The sequence below is a fragment of the Pantoea stewartii genome, from assembly GCF_011044475.1.
Lineage (GTDB): Bacteria > Pseudomonadota > Gammaproteobacteria > Enterobacterales > Enterobacteriaceae > Pantoea > Pantoea stewartii.
In genome coordinates, this window is the sequence record NZ_CP049115.1 from 4496944 (window position 1) to 4517112 (window position 20169).

Annotated in this window: 19 protein-coding genes; 9 read left to right on the forward strand and 10 right to left on the reverse strand. The window is 55.5% G+C overall.

The window, feature by feature from the left end:
• Nucleotides 1-36: 36 nt before the first annotated feature.
• Together G5574_RS21240 and G5574_RS21245 are read left to right on the forward strand one after the other, a co-directional pair.
• Entirely contained in the window at nt 37-774 is a 738-nt protein-coding gene (locus G5574_RS21240; RefSeq protein WP_164483148.1) for a phosphatase, read from the forward strand.
• Nucleotides 775-801: 27 nt separating this feature from the next.
• Nucleotides 802-1371 carry a TorD/DmsD family molecular chaperone gene (locus G5574_RS21245; protein ID WP_164483149.1) on the forward strand — a complete coding sequence of 190 codons (570 nt, stop codon included), beginning with the start codon at nt 802-804 and terminating at the stop codon, nt 1369-1371.
• Nucleotide 1372: 1 nt separating this feature from the next.
• Here the strand turns inward: G5574_RS21245 and G5574_RS21250 are convergent, their stop codons facing one another.
• On the reverse strand, nt 1373-2734 hold the full coding sequence (locus tag G5574_RS21250) for a CoA transferase (protein WP_164483150.1): 1362 nt from the start codon (nt 2732-2734) through the stop codon (nt 1373-1375).
• A 47-nt stretch (nt 2735-2781) separates the two neighbouring features.
• Nucleotides 2782-3666 carry a DMT family transporter gene (locus tag G5574_RS21255; RefSeq protein WP_006119699.1) on the reverse strand — a complete coding sequence of 295 codons (885 nt, stop codon included), beginning with the start codon at nt 3664-3666 and terminating at the stop codon, nt 2782-2784.
• Nucleotides 3667-3842: 176 nt separating this feature from the next.
• Here G5574_RS21255 and G5574_RS21260 point away from each other — a divergent pair, with 176 nt between their 5' ends.
• The gene (locus G5574_RS21260; protein WP_033737507.1) at nt 3843-4565 is read left to right on the forward strand and encodes a glutamine amidotransferase; all 723 of its coding nucleotides are present in this window, start codon (nt 3843-3845) and stop codon (nt 4563-4565) included.
• On the opposite strand, the gene G5574_RS21265 is transcribed toward G5574_RS21260, so the two are convergent.
• Entirely contained in the window at nt 4553-5116 is a 564-nt protein-coding gene (locus G5574_RS21265; RefSeq protein ID WP_162286833.1) for a class I SAM-dependent methyltransferase, read from the reverse strand. The two genes, G5574_RS21260 and G5574_RS21265, sit on opposite strands and share 13 nt — an antisense overlap.
• A gap of 234 nt (nt 5117-5350) precedes the next feature.
• Here G5574_RS21265 and exaC point away from each other — a divergent pair, with 234 nt between their 5' ends.
• From exaC to G5574_RS21280, 3 genes are all read left to right on the forward strand, one after another.
• Entirely contained in the window at nt 5351-6871 is a 1521-nt protein-coding gene (gene exaC, locus G5574_RS21270) for an acetaldehyde dehydrogenase ExaC (RefSeq protein ID WP_006119696.1), read from the forward strand.
• A 174-nt stretch (nt 6872-7045) separates the two neighbouring features.
• Nucleotides 7046-7234: a hypothetical protein gene (locus G5574_RS21275; RefSeq protein WP_164483151.1), complete on the forward strand. Its 189-nt coding sequence runs from the start codon at nt 7046-7048 to the stop codon at nt 7232-7234.
• Nucleotides 7235-7699: 465 nt separating this feature from the next.
• On the forward strand, nt 7700-8908 hold the full coding sequence (locus G5574_RS21280) for a cupin domain-containing protein (RefSeq protein ID WP_164483152.1): 1209 nt from the start codon (nt 7700-7702) through the stop codon (nt 8906-8908).
• A gap of 42 nt (nt 8909-8950) precedes the next feature.
• On the opposite strand, the gene G5574_RS21285 is transcribed toward G5574_RS21280, so the two are convergent.
• The 7 genes from G5574_RS21285 to G5574_RS21315 form a co-directional block, all read right to left on the reverse strand.
• Complete coding sequence (locus G5574_RS21285) at nt 8951-9643, reverse strand: DUF4440 domain-containing protein (protein ID WP_164483153.1); 693 nt, start codon at nt 9641-9643, stop codon at nt 8951-8953.
• Between the two features lie 51 nt (nt 9644-9694).
• A complete protein-coding gene (locus G5574_RS21290; RefSeq protein ID WP_058701358.1) occupies nt 9695-10645 on the reverse strand; it encodes an alpha/beta hydrolase in 951 nt (316 codons plus the stop codon).
• Between the two features lie 127 nt (nt 10646-10772).
• Nucleotides 10773-12245 (reverse strand): glycoside hydrolase family 1 protein, encoded by a 1473-nt coding sequence (locus tag G5574_RS21295; protein ID WP_164483154.1) that lies wholly within the window; start codon nt 12243-12245, stop codon nt 10773-10775.
• Nucleotides 12246-12255: 10 nt separating this feature from the next.
• Nucleotides 12256-14103 carry a beta-glucoside-specific PTS transporter subunit IIABC gene (locus G5574_RS21300; RefSeq protein WP_164483155.1) on the reverse strand — a complete coding sequence of 616 codons (1848 nt, stop codon included), beginning with the start codon at nt 14101-14103 and terminating at the stop codon, nt 12256-12258.
• A 123-nt stretch (nt 14104-14226) separates the two neighbouring features.
• Entirely contained in the window at nt 14227-15081 is an 855-nt protein-coding gene (licT, locus tag G5574_RS21305) for a BglG family transcription antiterminator LicT (RefSeq protein WP_033737497.1), read from the reverse strand.
• Nucleotides 15082-15546: 465 nt separating this feature from the next.
• The gene (locus tag G5574_RS21310) at nt 15547-16107 is read right to left on the reverse strand and encodes a hypothetical protein (RefSeq protein ID WP_058701354.1); all 561 of its coding nucleotides are present in this window, start codon (nt 16105-16107) and stop codon (nt 15547-15549) included.
• 252 nt (nt 16108-16359) lie between these two features.
• Complete coding sequence (locus G5574_RS21315) at nt 16360-17280, reverse strand: LysR substrate-binding domain-containing protein (RefSeq protein WP_033737487.1); 921 nt, start codon at nt 17278-17280, stop codon at nt 16360-16362.
• A gap of 119 nt (nt 17281-17399) precedes the next feature.
• On the opposite strand from G5574_RS21315, the gene G5574_RS21320 reads away from it, so the two are divergent.
• The 3 genes from G5574_RS21320 to dgcA all read left to right on the forward strand — a co-directional run bounded on the left by G5574_RS21320 (nt 17400) and on the right by dgcA (nt 20155).
• Nucleotides 17400-17789 (forward strand): tautomerase family protein, encoded by a 390-nt coding sequence (locus tag G5574_RS21320; protein ID WP_033737485.1) that lies wholly within the window; start codon nt 17400-17402, stop codon nt 17787-17789.
• A gap of 391 nt (nt 17790-18180) precedes the next feature.
• The gene (dgcN, locus tag G5574_RS21325) at nt 18181-19188 is read left to right on the forward strand and encodes an N-acetyltransferase DgcN (protein WP_033737483.1); all 1008 of its coding nucleotides are present in this window, start codon (nt 18181-18183) and stop codon (nt 19186-19188) included.
• Between the two features lies 1 nt (nt 19189).
• Entirely contained in the window at nt 19190-20155 is a 966-nt protein-coding gene (gene dgcA / locus G5574_RS21330) for an N-acetyl-D-Glu racemase DgcA (protein ID WP_164483156.1), read from the forward strand.
• Nucleotides 20156-20169: the final 14 nt, after the last annotated feature.

Sequence of the window (20169 nt, forward strand, 5' to 3'; positions counted from 1 at the left end):
GATTCGGGCCGTAACCGGCCCCTACAGGAGCAGACAATGTATCCCGTCGATCTTCACATGCACACAGTTGCCAGCACCCACGCCTACAGTACGCTACATGATTACGTCGCGCAGGCTAAACTGAACGGACTGAAACTGTTTGCCATCACCGATCACGGCCCGGATATGGCCGATGCACCGCACTACTGGCACTTTGTGAATATGCGCATCTGGCCCCGCATCATTGACGGTGTGGCGATCCTGCGCGGCATCGAGGCCAACATCAAAAACCAGCAGGGCGAAATTGACTGTTCCGGCCCGATGCTGGAATCGCTGGATCTGATTGTGGCGGGCTTCCACGAACCCGTCTATGCACCGCGCGACCTTACTCAGAATACCGAGGCGATGATTGCCGCCATGGCGGGAGGGTTAGTGCACATCATCAGCCATCCCGGCAACCCGAAATATCCCGTTGATATCCCGGCGATTACCGAAGCGGCCGCACACTACGATGTGGCGCTGGAGCTGAACAATTCCTCCTTTACCTATTCGCGTCCGGGCAGCGAACCGAACTGCCGGGCGATTGCCGAAGCCGTCGGCAAGGCGGGTGGACGCCTGGCCTTCGGCTCTGATTCCCATACGGCGTTTACCTTGGGCAATTTTGAGCACTGCCTGCGTATCGCCAGAGAAGTGGATTTTCCGGAGGATCGCGTGTTAAATGTCACGCCGCGTCGCCTGCTCGATTTTCTGGCACTGCGCACGGGCAAGACGATCCCCGAGCTGGCGGACTTTTAATTTTTCTCCTTCAAGGAATTCTGACTCATGAATGAGTTTTCCATTCTGTGCCGCATTATCGGCTCGCTGTTTAACCGCCATCCGCAGGATCCCCTGCTGGCACCGCTGTTTACGCTGATTCGCGAAGGCAAACTGGCGGCGCAGTGGCCGCTGGAGCAGGATGCGCTGTTGAAACGGTTACAGCAGAGCAGCGATCCGCAGGCACTGACTGCCGACTATGAGGCGCTGTTTGTTGGCGAATCACGTAACGTTTCGCCCTTTGCCTCACACTGGCCGGAAGGAAAGCCGGAGTCCGAGATCCGCGCTTTTTTAACCTCGCGCGGTATGCCGCTGGGTGAAGCACCGACGGATCATTTTGGCGCGCTGTTGCTGGCGGCGTCATGGCTGGAAGATCAGTCTGCGGCAGACGAAAGCGCCGCTCAACTGGCGCTGTTTGATACGTTTCTGATGCCGTGGTGCGGCGCATTCCTGGGCAAAGTCGAGGCGCATGCCACTACCGCCTTTTACCGCACCCTGGCCGAGCTGAGCCGTGAAGCGATTCAGGCCATGTACGATGAGCTGGTGGAAAGCGCCAGCGAGCAGGGCGACGACGCCTGATTTACCACGTCGCCGGATGGCTGCCGGGTGGGCAGCCGGGCGTGGCACACTTCAGGGCGGTGCCGGGCAGCCATGCGGCGGAGTGCAGACGTACGCCGATTCCCCACGGTGTAAGTTCCAGGCTGGGCTGATTGTCGCTGTGCTGCGGGATGATCCCCGAATGGGCCATGTCGCTGGCGTAACGGTGCTGCTCCAGCAGCCAGGCGGTGCGCGCCAGCGACAGGCGCGTCTGGCTTCCGCTGCCTTCATGAAGGCGCTGACGCAGACCGGCCAGCACGGCCGCCGCTATCAGGTAACCCGTGGCATGATCCAGCGCCTGAACCGGCAGAGGCACCGGTGCAGTATGTTGCTTCCAGCGCATGCCCTGTTCGGCAATACCGCAACCCATCTGCACCAGACTGTCGAAACCGCGCCGGTTGCGCCAGGGGCCCTGCCAGCCCCAGGCATTCAGGCCCACGTCCACCAGGCCGGGACACAGGCTTTGCAGCGATTCCGCATCAAATCCCAGCTTTTCCAGCGCATCGGCACGGTAACCGTGCACAAGCACATCGGCCTGTTTCAGCAACCAGATAAACTGCGCACGGTCAGCGGGCTGTTTCAGGTCCAGCACGGCGCGGCGCTTGCCGCAGGCAAGCTCCTCATCCGCGCCCGGTTCCTGCCAGCCGGGTGGATCGATACGCAACACATTTGCCCCCAGGCTGGCGAGAAAGCGCGTGGCCACCGGGCCAGCGATGATGCGCGTCAGATCCAGCACCCTGATACCCAGTAACGGACGCGCGTCGGGCAACGCCCAGTCGACCGCAGGGCCTTCGGTCATGGTCTGCCGGGCAAACAACGGTTCATGTATGACGGCCAGTCCCTGCGGATGCTGTCGCCAGGCTTCAGCACTGCGCATTTCGGCAGCGCAACCGCCAGCGTCAATCACGGCCTGCTCCAGCTCGGTAGCCTGCCACTGCGCCACTTCCCGCGCCAGCGCATCCCGATCCGGATGCTGACCCAGCACGCTCTCCATCGCCAGGCGATGGTGGGGCGCATTGGTATGCAGACGGATCCAGCCGTTGCGGCAGGCGTAATCGCCCGCGAAGGCATCCCACAGTGCGGGTGCAGGGCGGTTAAGCGGCATAAAACTGTGCTGGAACCAGCGTGAGGCAAGGCGGACATTGATCTGTGCACGGACAGGACGACTGAGTAAATCAGCGATGCCCTGCGTCGCTAATCCCAGACTGGTGGCCGCCAGTTCACTGACGGCATAGGCGGAGGAAAAGGTCGCGTGATCGGTGAAAACGGGCAGCGCGTGTGGCGCAGGGTTGCCATGCAATCCCTGCCACATCTGCTGCCAGAGTGCGTTGGCCAGATGATTCATGCTACAGGCTCCTTAAGCGGACGATTCCTGAAGCATAGCATGTGCCTTTAACGACGTCGTAAGCGCGGAAACCGGGCGTGCATGCGCAGATTACGCAGGTTGATTACCGCAATGGTAGTGCCGAGGATCACCAGCGAGGCACCAATAATTTTGAAACTGTTCAGGCTGTCGCCCAGCACCACAATGCCCATGATCACTGCCAGCACCGGTGTCAGCAGGGAGTAGGGCATAATCAGGTTAACGTTGTATTTCTTCAGCAGTGAATACCACAAGGTATAGGCGACTACCGAAGAGGCAATCGCACTGTAGAGAATGGCAAACCAGCCGCGCCAGCCCGCATGTTGCAGGGCATAAAGCTGATGTGATTCGGACATATAGCTGGCCGCGCCGACAATGGGCAACGCCAGAAACGCGATCCAGCCCGTCATGGTCAGCGGCTTAATCGGGGGCGATTTTTTCACAATCAGATTGCTCACCGCCCAGCCCGTGGCGCTGCACAGCAGGATACAGAGCACCCACCAGGCGGGGATCGTCGGGCTGCCGGACAGCACCACTACACCGCTCAGCGAAATCATAATGCCGATAAGCTGGATAAGCCGCAGCTTCTCTTTCAGGAATACCATCGCCAGCAGCATCGCAATCGGCGTGCCCAGTTGCACCACAATCGCTCCTGTTCCGGCATCGGTGTAACGCATGCCGAGAAACAGCAGCGAGAAGTGCATAAAGCCAAACGTAAAGGCCAACAGTAACAGCCAGGGAAACTGTTGACGGTTAATCCGGCAAAACGGCACCAGGACAATCGCCACGACGAAAAACCGCATCCAGGTCAGGAACAGGGGCGGTAAATCCACTAAGCCCCATTTCACCGCCACGTTATTAAAGGCCCAGATGGACACAACCATCAAAACCGTAAAGAAATGCCGCACTGCCACAATGTCATCCTTTGAAAAAACACGTTACCCGATAATCATGGCATGAACCCGCGCGGTTAAGACAATGATTAACGTTTTTTTTATTTAGTTAACTCTAAAAATTCATAAGACTTTTACAACAGTTGCTGTCAGACTGATTTTCCGAAACGTTAACGCCTGTGAGGATCCGATTCGGTATGACTTATGCACCTGCCTTGCCGCTTGCCCTGATTCAGTTAGATGTTCCTCCTGCCAGTGTGGTCGAAAAAATCGGTGAACAACCGGTCTGGTTTATTGATGCTCTGAATTTACAGCCTGAAGATTACCTTATCGTCCGTCCGCATCTGGGTGAGCCGTTGCCACAGTTTACTGAAATCTCCGGCGCGGTATTAAGCGGTTCGTGGGCAATGGTGACTGACCATGAGGAGTGGAGCGAACGCACCGCCGCCTGGGTTCGCGCGGGGATGGACGCGCAGCTGCCACTACTGGGCGTGTGCTACGGCCATCAGCTCATGGCGTATGCGCTGGGAGGTAAAGTCGCGGACAACCCTCATGGCTGGGAACGGGGATTACTGGCGCTGAACACGACGACCGCGGCGAAGCACGATCCCCTGCTTGCGACCCTGCCAGAACACTTCGAGGCCTGGCTTTCTCATCGTCAGTCGGTGGTGATACCGCCGCCGCAGTCGACGATCCTGGCACAGTCAGAAAAAGATCCCTGCCAGGTATTGCGTTATTCGCCGAATGCGCTGTCCATGCAGTTCCATCCCGAATTTGATCGCCAGATTATGGATGCCTGTCTGCCCGACGATGTAGACAGCGATGGCGCCGAACTGCAGGGGGCGGACTGGGCACGCAGCATTTTAACCCATTTCTGGCTGCAAACGCGCCCGGCGGTCGACAGCGCTCAGGGCGCATAGTGACGGGCGCAGCGGTAAACCCAGGCGGGCGGCACGTTTTTTAAAACCCGCTGACGTTCCCAGGTAAAGTAACGGGACAAATCGGGCTGGGTCAGGGATGTGTACTGAAACTGTACAAAGACGCCGTTTGGGCCCAGCGCGTGGAAAACCGCCTGCAAAATCGCCTCGCGCAGTTCCGGCGACAGCGACAGAAGCGGAAGGCCAGAAAAAATAGCGTCATAGCTGCCGTTCAGGTACTCCGCCGAGCAGGTGCGTACCGTCATGCGTTCATCATCCAGCGCGTTAAGCTTTTGTGCCAGCGCGCTGCTGATTTCAAATACGTCCAGTGTGGCCTCAGGTGCCATCTTTGCCAGCAGGCGACGCGTCAGCACACCATCGCCTGCGCCTAACTCAGCGATCCGGAATTGATGACGCCAGTCGACCGCTTCCACCATGGTGCGACACAGCGCTTCGGAAGACGGCGTGATGCTGCCCATCTTGCGCGGATTGCGGATGAACTGGTGGACGAAATCTGCTTTTGCGCGCATTAACGTGAAAGCCGAAGCCAACATGCTGACCTACCTCCAGAGTGAACATATCCTCATATTGACCTCATTCGCGCCGAAAGTTTCCAGTTAACAGGCGAAGCGGTAAAAAGTCGGAATTATCTGTAGTGGCTCTGGCGGGTATTTCCTTCGCCGCGGTCACAGTTTAGGGACAACAAACCTGTCAGGCTGGCGCTGATCGAATATGTTAACAACAAGTTTCATAGTTGTTTCACATCACACAGCGTAAGGAGATCCAGCATGCGTTATGCCGCTCCAGGAGAACAGGGTTCTCTCATCACTTTGCAGAAGCACTACGGCAATTTCATCAACGGCGAGTTCGTCGCCCCGGTAAACGGTAACTATTTTACCAATACGTCCCCCGTTAACGGCTCAGCCGCGGGCGAGTTTCCCCGATCGGACAAGGCCGATGTCGATAAGGCCGTGGCGGCCGCCGCCGCAGCCGCTGACGCATGGGGCAAAACCTCACCTCAGCAACGTGCGCTGGTACTGTTAAAAATTGCTGACCGCCTGGAAGAAAATCTGGAATACATGGCGGTCAATGAAACATGGGATAACGGTAAGCCGGTGCGGGAAACGTTGGCTGCGGATATGCCGCTGGCGGTGGATCATTTCCGTTATTTCGCCGGTTGCGTCAGGGCGCAGGAGGGCAGCGCAGCTGAAATCGACGAGTTTACCGCCGCCTATCACTTCCACGAGCCACTGGGCGTGGTGGCGCAGATTATTCCGTGGAACTTCCCGCTGTTGATGGCGGCCTGGAAGCTGGCACCGGCACTGGGTGCGGGCAACTGCGTGGTGCTTAAACCGGCAGAACAAACGCCGCTGTCGATCACGCTGTTTGTTGAACTGATTCAAGATCTGCTGCCGCCCGGTGTGGTGAACGTGGTTCACGGCTACGGAAAAGAAGCCGGTGAGGCGCTGGCCTCGCATCCCGGTATTGCCAAGGTGGCCTTTACCGGATCGACGGCGACGGGCGGACACATTCTGGAGCTGGCGGCGAAAAGCCTGATCCCGTCCACCGTTGAGCTGGGCGGTAAATCACCTAACATCTTCTTCGAAGACATTATGCAGGCCGAAGAGAGCTTCATTGAAAAAGCGGCAGAGGGCGTAGTACTGGGCTTCCTGAATCAGGGCGAAGTCTGTACCTGCCCGTCGCGCGCGCTGGTGCAGGAATCCATCTATGAGCCCTTTATGGCGGCGGTGCTTAAACGTATCAAAACCATCAGACGCGGCGATCCGCTGGATACGGAGACCATGGTCGGTGCTCAGGCGTCACAGCAGCAGTTCGACAAAATACTCTCGTATCTGGAGATTGCCCGTCAGGAAGGGGCCGAAATCCTCACCGGCGGCGGCGTTGAAAAGCTCGACGATGCACTTGCCAGCGGCTACTACATCCAGCCGACGCTGCTGAAAGGCAACAACAGCATGCGCGTCTTCCAGGAGGAGATCTTTGGACCGGTCGTCGGCATCACCACCTTTAAAGACGAGGCAGAAGCTATCGCCATCGCCAATGATTCCATCTATGGGCTGGGCGCGGGCGTCTGGACGCGGGATATCAACCGCGCCTATCGGGTGGGCCGTGCGATCAAAGCCGGTCGCGTCTGGACTAACTGTTACCATCTCTATCCTGCCCATGCCGCCTTTGGCGGGTACAAGAAATCGGGCATTGGTCGTGAAACCCACAAGATGATGCTTGATCACTATCAGCAGACTAAAAACCTGCTAGTGAGTTACAGCATTCAGCCACTTGGCTTCTTCTGACCTGGTGCGGCGTGCCCTGTGCACGCCGCATTTTCCTCTGCTGGTTGTCATATAAGCGTAATCTGCTTGTGACAGGGTGATTAGCGGCTATTATCGATCCTTCGCAGTGATCATTTCGTGCCTGTGTTGACTGGATTACCTGCTTCACTATGGATAACTGAACAGAGACGATTTATGCAAAATGCTTACGACTATCTGAACCTGATGGATGAGGTGCTCGACGGACCGGAAGAGAGCATCATCATCGTTAATCTGCCTGAACGGCACAGCGCTTTCGCGTCTTGTGCGCAACAACCTGATGCGCCTTTCTCCGCACGCGCACCCCAACAGGCCGCCAGACCGCGTCGGGACGGCGTGTTCTGACAGGACGTTCACGTCGGGTCACGCAGGTTATGTCGGCCAGACGCCGCACTCATCCGACTTATCTGCGCCCTGGTCAGGCGGTCAGGACACCACCGTCATGCTGGCCGGATAACCTGATCGCCCGTTATGCAGTCAATTCACCTTATGCCTGCTCAGTCACCCGCCTGCGCCGGTGCACTCACTGCTCTGCACCTGTAACAAAGTGTGATCAAAAACGATACAAACATCGGACGCGAAAATTATCTTTTCATGCCAGTTCTGGGGCAGTATCAATAAGAAAACTTAACCATTCCTAAACCAGCGGCAAAAAGTTCGCACGCGTTGATAACTTCTGCGCCATACCTGTCTTGTGGTTGTCATCAAAATTTACATATCACATAAATAAAATTTAACTTTCCCCGCTATACATTCCTTAGGACAGTGCATGTCGGCGACTTTATCAGCAAGGAACGAGGTAGTGTATTTATGAGTAAATTAACCCGAAGAAGTTTTATGGCTTTTGCGGCGGGCGGCACCGTCGCGCTGGCGGCCGGACAGGTGCACGCGCATGACAGCATCCAGTCTTTTTCCGGCGGGGGCCGCGATCCCGGCCCGCACGATCCGATCCGCGAAGCCGAAAACCCGGATATCGTGAATCCACCGGCGACGGACAGCGGCACGTTACCGAATCTGCGCTTTTCCTTCAGTGACGCGCACGTACGTAAAAGCAGCGGTGGATGGACCCGCCAGGTCACTCAACGTGAGCTCGGCGTCTCCACCACGATTGCGGGCGTGGATATGCGCCTCAATGCAGGGGGCATTCGTGAGCTGCACTGGCATAAAGAGGGCGAATGGGCGTACATGACTTACGGCAACGCCCGCGTCACGGCGTTTGATATCGACGGCACCTGGTTCGTGGACGATATTGGCGTGGGTGATTTGTGGTATTTCCCGCCGGGCATTCCGCACTCTATTCAGGGCCTGGGGCCGGACGGCTGTGAGTTCCTGCTGGCCTTTGACAACGGTGGATTCGATGAAGACAGCACCTTCCTGCTGTCTGACTGGTTTAAACATATTCCGCCCGAGATCCTGGCGAAAAACTTTAAGGTCCCTGTCTCAACCTTTGCGAAATTACCGTCGCCGCAGGACGAATATATCTTTGCCGCACCGGTGCCCGGCAGCCTGTCATCGGTGCAGGTGCAAGGGGCAACCAAAGCCAAACGCACCTTTACTCACCGTATGCTGGCGCAGGACCCGATCAAAGCGCCAGGCGGCACGGTCCGCATCACCGACTCTTCCACCTTTAAGGTCTCCAAAACCATTGCGGCGGCACTGGTCGAGATCGAACCCGGTGGCTTGCGTGAGCTGCACTGGCATCCAAACAACGATGAGTGGCAATACTATCTGGAAGGCGAAGGACGCATGGGCGTGTTTGGTTCATCCGGCCAGGCCAGAACCTTTGATTACCGGGCCGGAGATGTCGGCTATGTGCCGTTCGCCATGGGGCACTATGTGGAAAACACCGGCAAGGGGCCGCTGCGGTTCCTGGAGCTGTTCAAAAGCGATTATTACGCTGACATTTCACTGAATCAATGGCTGGCCGGTACGCCGCGCGACCTGGTGAAACAACATCTGCAACTGGACGATGCGTTTATGGATGCGCTGTCGTTGCAGAAAAACCCGGTAGTGAAATAGCCAGGCGGGCGCATCCGTCTTCAGGATGCGCCGGTATCCGCACTAAAAATCCGGTTCTGCTGCGGGGCTGGCCTGATGAAAAATCATCTGCCAGCCTTGCGTTGCGTGGTACACCCAATGGAACGACCGCCATGTGGCATGTCGGCCATCGGGTCTTGCGGTACGGTAAAGCAACAGGGCGTGATGTGTTCCTGTCTGTATCAGCTGAAAATCGCGGCTGACGATTGCCGGCGCATGCGCTTCAGCTTGTAAGGCTGCAATCGTCTGCGCGCGATTCACCCGCACGCCCGAGCGGGTAATTTCCTGAAATTCAGGATGCAGTCGCTGCGCCAGCCAGGCTGCATCGTAACGTTTTTCCTGATGCAGACTGCATTCCAGCGCCGTCAACGCGGCAAGCAGTGTCTGATAGCGTCCTGTCTCCGTCTCACAGGGGGCGGAGTGATGTAGCACTGCCACCTGAGAATCGAGCTGAATCGCGGGATAGTGCTCCTGCATGCCTGCCAGCAGTTCCGCATCGGGCCATTCCTCATCTTTGCCCAGATGCTGCGCGACGGATGACAGCGGCATCATGACAACCCGTTCAACAGTCACTATGACGCTGTCAGCAGGATCTTCGTGGTTGATATAACGCAGCGGACCGGGCGTAATGGCCTGTTCCTGCCAGCGTATCGTATGGTGTTTGTTGCCCGCCCGCACCGCTGTCATCAGGCGAGGCACAATGTGCAGCATTTGCATCACTTCACTCCGTGAGCCCTGGATGGACGTTAACCCTGGCCTGGCTGAGTATCAGGGCGCAAAGCGCGACAGCCAGATTTGGCGCAGTTCCCGGGCCTGCAACGATACTGCCGCCGTCTCACTGCCGTGGAAACCATGAAACGCGCCCGGCCAGACGTGCAACTCCACGGCAACCCCGGCGCGGATTAACCGCTGTGCATAGTCGAGGTTCTCATCCAGAAACAGGTCCAGCGTGCCCACGCCAATCCAGGCCGGGGGAAGCCCGCGCAGGTCTGTGGCGCGAGCGGGGGCCGCATAAGGCGAAACGGCTTCGCCACCGGGCGCTTCGCCCAGCAGCGCTGACCAGCCGATGCGGTTGTATTCCCGCGTCCAGACAAACTCGCCGGTCACGGGATTGGGGTGGGTTTCGGTGACCGTGCGGTCATCCAGCATCGGGAACATCAGATTCTGAAAGGCCAGCGTGGGGCCATTCCGATCGCGGGTGAACAGCGCCAGTGAGGCCGCCAGCCCGGCACCGGCGCTGTCGCCCATAACACCGATACGTGCCGGATCAATGCCCAGCATCGCGGCTTCATTCACCATCCAGTTCAGCACCTGATAGCTGTCTTCCAGCGATCCCGGAAATACGGTTTCCGGTGACAGCCGATAGTCCACCGAGACCACCACACAGTTATGTCGCCGTGCCGTCGCGCTGGTCAGCGACAGAGACTGCTCCGGGCTGCCAAACAGATGACCGCCGCCATGAAGATGTAATATGCCCATGCGTTTACCGGCGGCCGCAACGGGCGTGATCACACAGACTCTGACCGACGGATGGCCGGGAAACGCAATCAGGTGTTCATCAATGTTCAGCCCCTGGTCGCGGTAAGACTGGACCTGCTTAAGCGCAGCATCCTGGCGCTGCTGGCGTAGCGTAATGATTGCGTCAGGCGTGAGTTCCAGCGGCGCGCTGTTAGCGAGCAGGGGACGTAGCTCGGGATCGACGAGATGCAGCGTGTTCAACTTAACCCTCTCTTCAGGTTGATGTGACAGCAACGTGTTTCTGCCAGATATGCATGGCAGCGGCTGAGATCAAAATGACCTGCTGACAGCGACTGCCAGCAGGTCACAGCAATGGCGTTCAACCGGCTTAATGACCCGTGTCTTCGCCATTAGAGGCTATCAGTTTTTTATACCAGTGATAGCTCTTTTTTAAGGTACGTTTCTGCGTGCCATTGCCCATATCGTCCTGATCCACGTAGATAAACCCATAACGTTTAGACATCTGCGCCGTACCTGCGCTCACCACGTCAATCGGTCCCCACCAGGTGTAGCCAAACAGGGGAACGCCATCCGCAATGGCCTCTTTCATTTGCGCGACGTGCTGGCGCAGGTAGTCAATGCGGTAATCGTCATCAATACTGCCATCGGCCTTGACGGTATCCACTGCGCCCAGGCCGTTTTCGGCAATAAAGAGCGGCTTTTGATAGCGATCATACAGCTGATTCAGTGCCAGTCGCAGGCCTTTGGGATCGATTTGCCAACCCCATTCACTGGTTTCCAGGTGTGGATTTCTGATGCCGCCGGTGATCAGATTGCCCTGCGCGCCGGTGAGTTTTTCAGGATGGGCGCTGACCGTGCTGGACATGTAATAGCTAAAGGAAACAAAGTCCACCGGATGTTGCCGCAGGATTTCATCGTCGCCCACGGCTTTAATCAGCTGTACGCCTTTTTCCGCCAGCATTCTTTCTGCATAAGCCGGATAGTAGCCGCGTGCCTGCACATCGCTAAAAAACAACGACACGCGCTGCATCTCTTCGCACGCCTGCACATCATCCGGATGGCAGGTGTGCGGATACAGGATTTGATAGCTGATCATACAGCCCACCTGCGCACCGGGAATAATGGCGTGGCAAGCCTTTGTCGCCAGCGCGCTGGCGACAAACTGATGATGGGCACCCTGGTATTTATCCTGTTCAATATGCGGGTGACCTTCTTCAATTACGCCAATGCTCACGTAAGGGTGATGCTTAACACAGTTGATCTCGTTGAACGTCATCCAGTATTTCACTTTTTTGCGATAGCGCATGAAAACTGTGGTGGCAAAACGCACATAGAAATCTACCAACTGGCGATTGGGCCAGCCGCCGTAATCCGTCACCAGCGCAAGCGGCATTTCGTAATGTGACAATGACACAATCGGTTCGATCCCGTGAGCGAGCAGAGCATCCAGCACTGCATCATAAAACTGCAGGCCCGCCTCGTTGGGTTCTGCTTCATCGCCGCGTGGAAAGATGCGCGTCCAGGCAATCGACATCCTGAAGCACCTGAATCCCATCCCGGCGAACAGCGCGATATCCTCTTTAAAGTGGGTGTAAAACCCGTTGCCTTTACGTTTGGGATAATATTTTTTGCTCTCCGGATTCTGTGCTTCCGCTACCTGCGCATGGGTCATGCTTAACCACTGATCCAGCCACTGGTCTTGTGGTGTGGATGCGTCAAAGGTGTACACATCCGATACGGACAGCCCTTTACCGCCGACATGCCAGGCGCCCTCAAGCTGATTCGCGGCCGTGGCACCGCCCCACAGAAAACCTTCGGGAAAAGAGGGTGAATACGTCATGCTTTGCTCCTTAAACCGCCGCAGCGGTGAGTGTCAGAAAAGCGTCACGGCAGGCGATATGTCCCCCGGCTTTTACCGGGCGAACCTCGCCATAGCGTTCGCAGTTGGTCACGATTACAATCACGCTCGGATCGATGCCTTCGGCCTCAAGCGCGTTCAGATCGAATGTGATCAGCAGATCGCCGGTGCGGATAAACTGGCCCGGCTGAATATGGCTGGTGAAATGGCGGCCGCCGAGTTTCACGGTATCGATGCCAATGTGGATCAGGATTTCCGCGCCAGTGTCACTTTTCAGCCCCAGCGCGTGGTGGGTTTCAAAGAGCGACTCGACGCGGCCATCAATGGGGGAGCGCAACTTGCCGCCGGTCGGGTAAATCGCCAGCCCTTTGCCAAAAATTTCATCGGCAAAAACCGGATCGGCTAAGGCGCTTAACGGAGTGATCTCACCGCTGACCGGCGCAAAAAGCCTTACGTGGTCCTGCGTATGATGACAGTGTGAGGAGGCTGTATTGTCCACGTTCTTCCGGGTCGCTTCCTCAAAACCCAGTATGACGGTCAGCAGGGCCGCACTGGAAAAGGCAATGACCAGACTCAGCAGTGCTGATAAGAAGGTGGGACCAACCAGGGCGGGAATGCCGGGCAGGCCGCTGAGTGCAAACGCATAGGTTTTTACGCCCATCGCCATCGCAAACGCGCCACCACAGGCACCGCCAAGCAGAGCGGCGGCAAAGGGACGTTTGTAGCGAATGTTGATGCCGTACATCGCAGGCTCGGTGATGCCCATGGCAGCACTGAAGCTGGTGGTAAGCGCCAGCGATTTAAGCTTTTTATCCCGGGCCCGCAGAAAGACGCCAAACGCCGCACCGGCCTGACCAAGGTTGGCCACATAGAAAAGAATTTTAAACGGGTCGAATCCCAGATGGCTGATGTTATGGATCATGACCGGCACCAGCACATAGTGCATGCCGGTAATAATAATCAGCGACAACGTCCCGCCGACCACCACGCCCGCGATAATGCCCATGTTTTCGACCAGCCAGATAATGCCCCCGGTCAGCGCGTTACCGGCAAAAATCCCTAATGGCCCGATAGCGATCAGCGTCACCGGCGTGACGATAAGCAGGCTTAAAAGCGGAACAAACATGGTTTTGAGGGCGGCAGGGATAACGCGGTCAATCAGGCGCTCCACGTAACTCAACAGCCAGATTGATAGCAGGACCGGAATGACTGTCGAAGCATAGTTCACCGTGGGAACGGGTAAACCCAGAAAACGTATCGGCTCACCTGCGGTAAAGAGGGTTTGCAGGGCAGGGTGAAAGAGTGATGCCGCCAGCGCAACAGCGACATAAGGATTGGCACCAAAGCGTTTTGCCGCACTGAACGCCAGCGCCAGCGCCAAAAAATAGAACACGCCATCGCTGATCGCCAGCAGGATCTGGTAGCTCTGGTTTTGTGTCTCCAGCCAGTGAAACGCCACCATTAGCGCCAGAATGCCCTTGAGAATCCCTGCACCCGCTATGGCCGGAATAATCGGTGAGAATATGCCGGACAACCCTTCAAGCACTGCGGAAACAGGGTTACAGCGCGAAGCAGGGCGGACAGAAGCTTCCTGAAGCGGAAGCTGACTGAGCAGCGCATCGCACAGTGGTTTGACATCATTACCGATGATGAGTTGAAACTGGTCGCCAGAAATATTAACCCCGATCACGCCATCCAGTGCTTCAAGCGCGTGACGGTCGGCTTTACTGTTATCTCTTAGTAAAAAACGCAGGCGGGTAATGCAGTGAAATAAAGACTGTACGTTATCTTTTCCGCCTATCAGGGGAATAATTTGCTGTGCGGTGTCCTGATAATTCATAAATCCCTCCAGACTGAAGTCGATATGACGTCATCCACAATGACCGGCATAAACCGGGTGGCATATTTTCTGGGGTTTGCCTGATTAAACAGTCACAAGCCGGTAAAGCAATTCAGTAATGCATTATGGGGTGTCAACATCATGCGCACTGCGCTGCACGATGTTTTCAATGTGTACCGTTAGATAGAGTTTTTCTGAGTGACTCATACTGTGGTGATAATGTTTTTTTACGAAGGTGCTGATGGCTTCTACGCACTCAAACGTTCGGGCATATCGCTGTTGTGCCAGCGTGAATAATTCCTCGTCGTCGTTATTTAATACTTCGCCATCAATGACCCGCTGCGCAAAGAATTTTAAATGGGTAATGAAGCGCTGGTAATTCAGACTGTGTTCATCGCGGGTCAGCGTAAAAAAGTATTTTACGATTTGTTGTAACTGACAGAGGAGTTGGGTGATTTTAGTGGTTTTGCCTAAGTTATCATTGAGCCCGGCATTCACGATATGCAGCGCAATACTGCAGGCTTCGCTGTCTGGTAGCACGGTGCCGGTGCGGGCCACTACCATGCCCAGTGCCTGGCGGCCAATCGCATATTCTGCGGTGTAAAAATGACGGACTTCCCATTCCAGTGGGTTGGCGAGCAGCGCGTTATTTTTATGCCGCTCCAGCGCAAAGTAGAGGTGATCGGCCAGCGTAACATACAGCCCTTCGCTTAGTTTATGCTTCAGCGTTTCATGCGCCAGGCTGACGATATCGGCGGTCAACTGGAGAATATCGATGGGAACTTCACTGACCAGATCTTTAAAGCGTGCAGAGATGCCTGAATCTTGCAGCCGAAATATCTTTTCTGCTTCGTGCAGATGAATACGGGCCCCGTTGCGTGTATTAAATCCCAGCCCCCGACCGGTTAAAATCACTTCAAGGCCGTTATCATCTACGGCACTGACCACATTATTATTCAGTATTTGTCTGACCAGCATCGCTCACTCCTGAAACACAATCGGGCAAAACATAAATACAGCGTTGAAGGGATTATCCCTCAGCCTGCATTCAGGTTTTGCCCGATAATCGGTAACAAGCGTGATGCCGGTTAATCCTGGCACCTGGAAAATTGATATTCAATATGAAATTGTGCAGTGAGTCATCTGGCGCGCTGATTTGTGATCCGCTTTACGAAAAGTAATAGATAAAGCCGTTACGTGATCGGGGGGAATGGGCGATGCCGGCGGGTTAGTGCGCTGGCAGGTGAGGGGCAGAGGTGTTGGGTTTGGGTAGCAGGCAGATCAGGAATGAGAAGATACGTGATGGCTGTTAAAAAATGAACGTCTGCTTTGAGCGAGAAGCGGAAGTTCTCAATCGTTCTCACTACGGGTTAAGGCATTACTAACATTACGATGTTTCAATTAACTGGGTTAAGGTCACACCTTTGAGGATACTGAAAAAAATTACCGAACAAGCAGATCCAACCAATCTGGGTTTTCAATTTTACGTGAATAGGGCAACATTGCGCGATTAATCAACTCAAAGAATTCTGACTCCTCCATCCTTGCGGCTTCGCTTGTGCCAGGCCCCTCCCATTCATCAAAGAGATGCCAGTAAAGCGATTTCAAGGTATCGACCACTGCAGTGAAAATCTTTACGTTAGGTTCAAGCCAATGACACACCAGAAAATACATTTTCTGCTCTGCATCATGGATGGACGCGGATTGGGAAAGTTGACTCATAAATAGCTTGATCCAGACCAATGCTGCTGTTTTTAGCGGTGGCAGGCTTATCTGCTGCTCTGCCATGTACCGTGACATATATAATTCAACCTCGGCCCGTACAGATTGATTATCAAGCCCCAGTGAAGCGAGGATTAAAAGAGTCTCTGAATCATTTCCTTCGATAATTTGATCTTCAGCCCATGCAATGATCATGCAGTCCAGATCATTGTGAAGAAATGGATATTTTCCTGAAAATACAAGCAACCCAAACATCTCATTGAGCGTGTATACTGATGGCATCTGATATTCCCTTTCCTGAATTTTAACATGAACTCTGGCAGTGATAATTTCTGAGTCCATTACCACTTGAACGTTGAGTCTATGTAACTAAATGAAACTCCAATCAATCTTCATTTATCTTACCTATTGATTTAAATACTATAAAGATTAAAAACATACCGATTTTGGCTACATAAGCAGAAGTGTGCAACGTCCGCTCCTGACACAATGCAGCCCATCCGCACATAATCACCACCACCATTCTACTAAACTCTACTCCGCAAACCTCGCCCGCAGCCACCGAATAAACGTGGTCACAGCCTTAGGAACCTGCGCAGTATGCGGACGTACTACCCATAAGCTTTCGGCAAATGCGTCTACCGTTCGCCATGCGGGCAGAACCTGCGTTAGTGTCCCTGCAGCCAGCGCGGCTCGCGCACTAAAATCAGGAAGCAGGGCGATACCGAGTCCCTGTAATGCCGCATCGCGGACGGATTCGCTGTTATTAGTCGCAAAGTTTCCCTGTCCTTTCACCATTACGGTTTCCTCTCCGCCCGTCACTTTGTGGAAATGCCATCGCGGCGGTTCCTGTCCGCGCAGATAGTACAGACAGTTATGCCGCTCCAGGTCGTCGGGCTTTTGCGGGGTGCCGTATTGCGCCAGGTAAGCGGGGGAGGCAACCAGAACCGCATGCGTGTCGCACAACTTCAGCGCAATGTGGGTTTCCGGAAGTGTCTGGCTGTGACGGATGGCCAAATCAAAACCTTCACGGGTCAGTGATACCAGACGGTCGTTGACATCCAGCTGAATAGTGACCTGCGGGTACTCCCGGACAAAATCGCCAATGACCGGGACGAGCTGCTGGCGCGCAAAGGCTACCGGCGCACTGACACGCACCAGGCCTCTCACCGGGCCGGTTTCATCACGAATGCGTAAAAAGGATTGCTCAATCTGCGCAAAAGGATCGCGTAAGTTATCCACCAGTTTTTCGCCCGCCGAGGTCAGACGGACGCTGCGGGTAGTGCGCTGCACCAGTGCTGTGCCGGCCATATTCTCCAGCTCTTTGATTTTCTGACTCATGGCTGCCTTGCTGACCTCCAGCCGATCAGCCGCGCGGGTAAAACTTCCCGATTCAGCGAGTACCGTCAGCCAGTACAAATGCACCCACAGTTCATCCGTTCGGAATGCTTTCATAGGGATTGTTCAAAATAGCGAATAATCATTTCAGCCCTGTCTCTTTTTCTTTTCAACAGCAGTCGTCAACATAGCGCGACATCATACACTTACGATTTAGACCAACCGAGGGTTTATTTATGCCATTGCTGACATTCGACATCATTGAGGGACGTTCTGCTACGGAAATCAGAACAATGCTGGACGCTGCACATCGGGCTGTGCTCACCGCGTTTAACGTTCCCGCACGTGACCGTTATCAGATTGTTCACGAAAATAAAAATTACCAGATGGTGTTCCAGGATACCGGGCTGGGGTTTGAACGCAGCGACCGTCTGGTGATGGTCCGGGTGTTTACCAGCCCGAGAAGTGAAGAGCAAAAAACGCGTTTCATGGCGGAACTGGCACGGGAGTTGGCAGAACACTGTGGGGTGGATGGGAAAGATCTGATGATCAGCTTTATTACCAATGCGCCGGGTGACTGGAGCTTTGCGGATGGTGAAGCACAGTATCTGACCGGAAAGCTGTAATTACCGCGTTTCCTCTCGGTTGTCAGTCACAGCGTTTTGAGAGGAAAGATAACATCCTCACCACGCCCCAAAGCGTGTTATCCGTGGTACCCGATACCACGCCGGGGCATTATGAAAGACAGCGTCGAAGTAAACGGCCTTGCTTCCCGTTGACTGACATTAAACGATATCTCTCCATTAACTCTCCGGCGGATATTAGCCTTTTCCTATGACTCGTCCCGGCACCGGGGCCGATTTCACCCGGATTCGTTGAAATAACGCGGTTGCCATTACTTTTTTATCTGACTATAGCCTGCCGTTATACCCCGCCACCAAACAAGCATTCGTCACCTTTCAACACGCATGAAATAGTGGTTTCAGAACCTTACCTTTGTCTGAAGCGAGAACTCTCATGCTAATCCCACAACCCTATTTACTTTTTCTTGGCGATGTTACCGATCCCCTCGCGGCAAAAACGGCGCGCGGTATTCATATCTGGCGACCGGAACAGTGCGTTGGCGAAATTAAACTGCCGGGCTGTACGGTCAGCCTGGGGCTGGATGAACTTGATATCGCCAGCGCCAAAGCGCGCGGCGCGAAAACGCTGGTGCTGGGCACCGCCAACGCAGGGGGGTATCTGCCCGAACACTGGCTGGATACGGTGAAAAGTGCCATCAAAGCCGGCATGAACGTGGCCAGTGGATTACATCATCGTCTGGTGGATGAGCCCGAGCTGGTCACGCTGGCAGAGACGTTTGGTGTTGCGCTTTTCGATTTGCGTCATATGCGTCCGAAGCTGAGTGTCGGTAGCGGTAAGAAGCGTTCAGGCAAGCGGATACTCACGGTGGGGACCGACTGCTCAGTGGGCAAGATGTACACCTCACTGGCGCTGGAAGCGGCAATGCGTGCGCGCGGAATGAAAGCGGATTTTCGTGCCACGGGACAGACCGGGATTCTGGTTGCAGGGGAAGGCATTGCTGTGGATGCGGTAATCGCGGACTTTATTGCCGGTGCGGCGGAAGCCCTGTCTCCTGCCAACGATGATGATCACTGGGATATCGTGGAAGGGCAGGGATCGTTGTTCCATCCCTCTTACGCGGGCGTCAGTATGGGGCTTATGCACGGTGCGCAACCGCACTGGCTGGTGATGTGCCATGAAATGGGCCGTCCGCATATGCGCCATTTGCCGCATCAACCGATGGTCAGCCTGAAAGACTGCGTGGAAGCCAATCTGCGCGCCGCCCAGGTGACCAGTGAGTCCGTTCAACTGGCTGGCTTTGCGATTAACACCTCAAACTACACGGAAGAAGACGCGCGCGCCTATTGTGCTGAAATCCGTGCCGAATTCGGTTTACCGGCAACCGATCCGGTGCGTTTTGGTATCGATGACATCGCCGCGCTGCTTCAGGAGCGGGGCTGAGATGAGACAGGTGCAGATCAACGTGGTGGAACTGCCGCTGGCGCGACCGTTTGCTATCTCGCGCGGTGTGCGTACCGCTGTGACGGTTATCCGCGTCACGCTTGAGCAAAACGGCTTTATTGGGCAGGGCGAATGTACACCAACGGCGCGCTACGATGAAACGCCAGACAGCGTTCAGGCCCAGCTTGAGGCGGTACGTGCTGACGTGGAAGCAGGCCTGAGCCGCGATGATCTGCAACACCGTTTGCCCGCCGGTTCCGCGCGCAATGTGCTGGACTGCGCACTGTGGCGACTTGACGCCGCACGGGCCAGTCAAACGCTCTGGCAACAGAGTGCATGCCCGCCGCCACGCTCGGTCGTGACGGCGGAAACCCTCAGCCTCGATACGCTGGAAAACATGGCGCTGGCGGCGGCAGATGCCGTCTCGCGGGGTGCCATCCTGCTCAAAATCAAGCTCGACCGCGATGCGGTTCTGGAAAAAGTGGCGGCGATTCGTGCCGCGGCCCCGCGTGCGACGCTCATTATCGATGCCAATGAAGCCTGGTCGGGAATGGATCTGGAAAGCCTGCTGGTGGCGCTTCAGGCCTTTAACATTGCGATGGTCGAGCAACCGCTTCCCGCTGGTCAGGATCATGACCTGCAACGCTTCCGTCATCCTGTTTCCGTCTGCGCGGACGAGAGTTGCCACACGCGAGAGGATATTGCCAGCCTGCGTCATCGCTACGAGATGATCAACATCAAGCTGGATAAGTGCGGAGGTCTGACGGAAGCGCTGGCGATGGTCGATGAAGCGCACAAGCAGAACATGCGCATCATGGTCGGCTGCATGCTGGGTTCATCCCTGGCGATGGAAGCGGCATTGCCCGTGGCGGTGCACGCAGAGCACGTCGATTTAGATGGCCCGATCTGGCTGGCGGCCGACAGCTCTCCTTTTTTGAATTACTCCGATGGCCGTATCTGGCTGTAACGCGACGAGGCATT

Bases quoted from the DNA above. Each gene is read 5' to 3' on its own strand.
- G5574_RS21250 (WP_164483150.1), bottom strand. From the start codon at position 2,734: ATGAATCATCTGGCCAACGCACTCTGGCAGCAGATGTGGCAGGGATTG.
- exaC (WP_006119696.1), top strand. From the start codon at position 5,351: ATGCGTTATGCCGCTCCAGGAGAACAGGGTTCTCTCATCACTTTGCAG.
- G5574_RS21275 (WP_164483151.1), top strand. From the start codon at position 7,046: ATGCAAAATGCTTACGACTATCTGAACCTGATGGATGAGGTGCTCGAC.
- licT (WP_033737497.1), bottom strand. From the start codon at position 15,081: ATGCTGGTCAGACAAATACTGAATAATAATGTGGTCAGTGCCGTAGAT.
- G5574_RS21245 (WP_164483149.1), top strand. From the start codon at position 802: ATGAATGAGTTTTCCATTCTGTGCCGCATTATCGGCTCGCTGTTTAAC.
- G5574_RS21280 (WP_164483152.1), top strand. From the start codon at position 7,700: ATGAGTAAATTAACCCGAAGAAGTTTTATGGCTTTTGCGGCGGGCGGC.
- G5574_RS21240 (WP_164483148.1), top strand. From the start codon at position 37: ATGTATCCCGTCGATCTTCACATGCACACAGTTGCCAGCACCCACGCC.
- G5574_RS21285 (WP_164483153.1), bottom strand. From the start codon at position 9,643: ATGCAAATGCTGCACATTGTGCCTCGCCTGATGACAGCGGTGCGGGCG.
- G5574_RS21300 (WP_164483155.1), bottom strand. From the start codon at position 14,103: ATGAATTATCAGGACACCGCACAGCAAATTATTCCCCTGATAGGCGGA.
- dgcA (WP_164483156.1), top strand. From the start codon at position 19,190: ATGAGACAGGTGCAGATCAACGTGGTGGAACTGCCGCTGGCGCGACCG.
- G5574_RS21310 (WP_058701354.1), bottom strand. From the start codon at position 16,107: ATGCCATCAGTATACACGCTCAATGAGATGTTTGGGTTGCTTGTATTT.
- G5574_RS21260 (WP_033737507.1), top strand. From the start codon at position 3,843: ATGACTTATGCACCTGCCTTGCCGCTTGCCCTGATTCAGTTAGATGTT.
- G5574_RS21295 (WP_164483154.1), bottom strand. From the start codon at position 12,245: ATGACGTATTCACCCTCTTTTCCCGAAGGTTTTCTGTGGGGCGGTGCC.
- G5574_RS21265 (WP_162286833.1), bottom strand. From the start codon at position 5,116: ATGTTGGCTTCGGCTTTCACGTTAATGCGCGCAAAAGCAGATTTCGTC.
- G5574_RS21315 (WP_033737487.1), bottom strand. From the start codon at position 17,280: ATGAAAGCATTCCGAACGGATGAACTGTGGGTGCATTTGTACTGGCTG.
- dgcN (WP_033737483.1), top strand. From the start codon at position 18,181: ATGCTAATCCCACAACCCTATTTACTTTTTCTTGGCGATGTTACCGAT.
- G5574_RS21320 (WP_033737485.1), top strand. From the start codon at position 17,400: ATGCCATTGCTGACATTCGACATCATTGAGGGACGTTCTGCTACGGAA.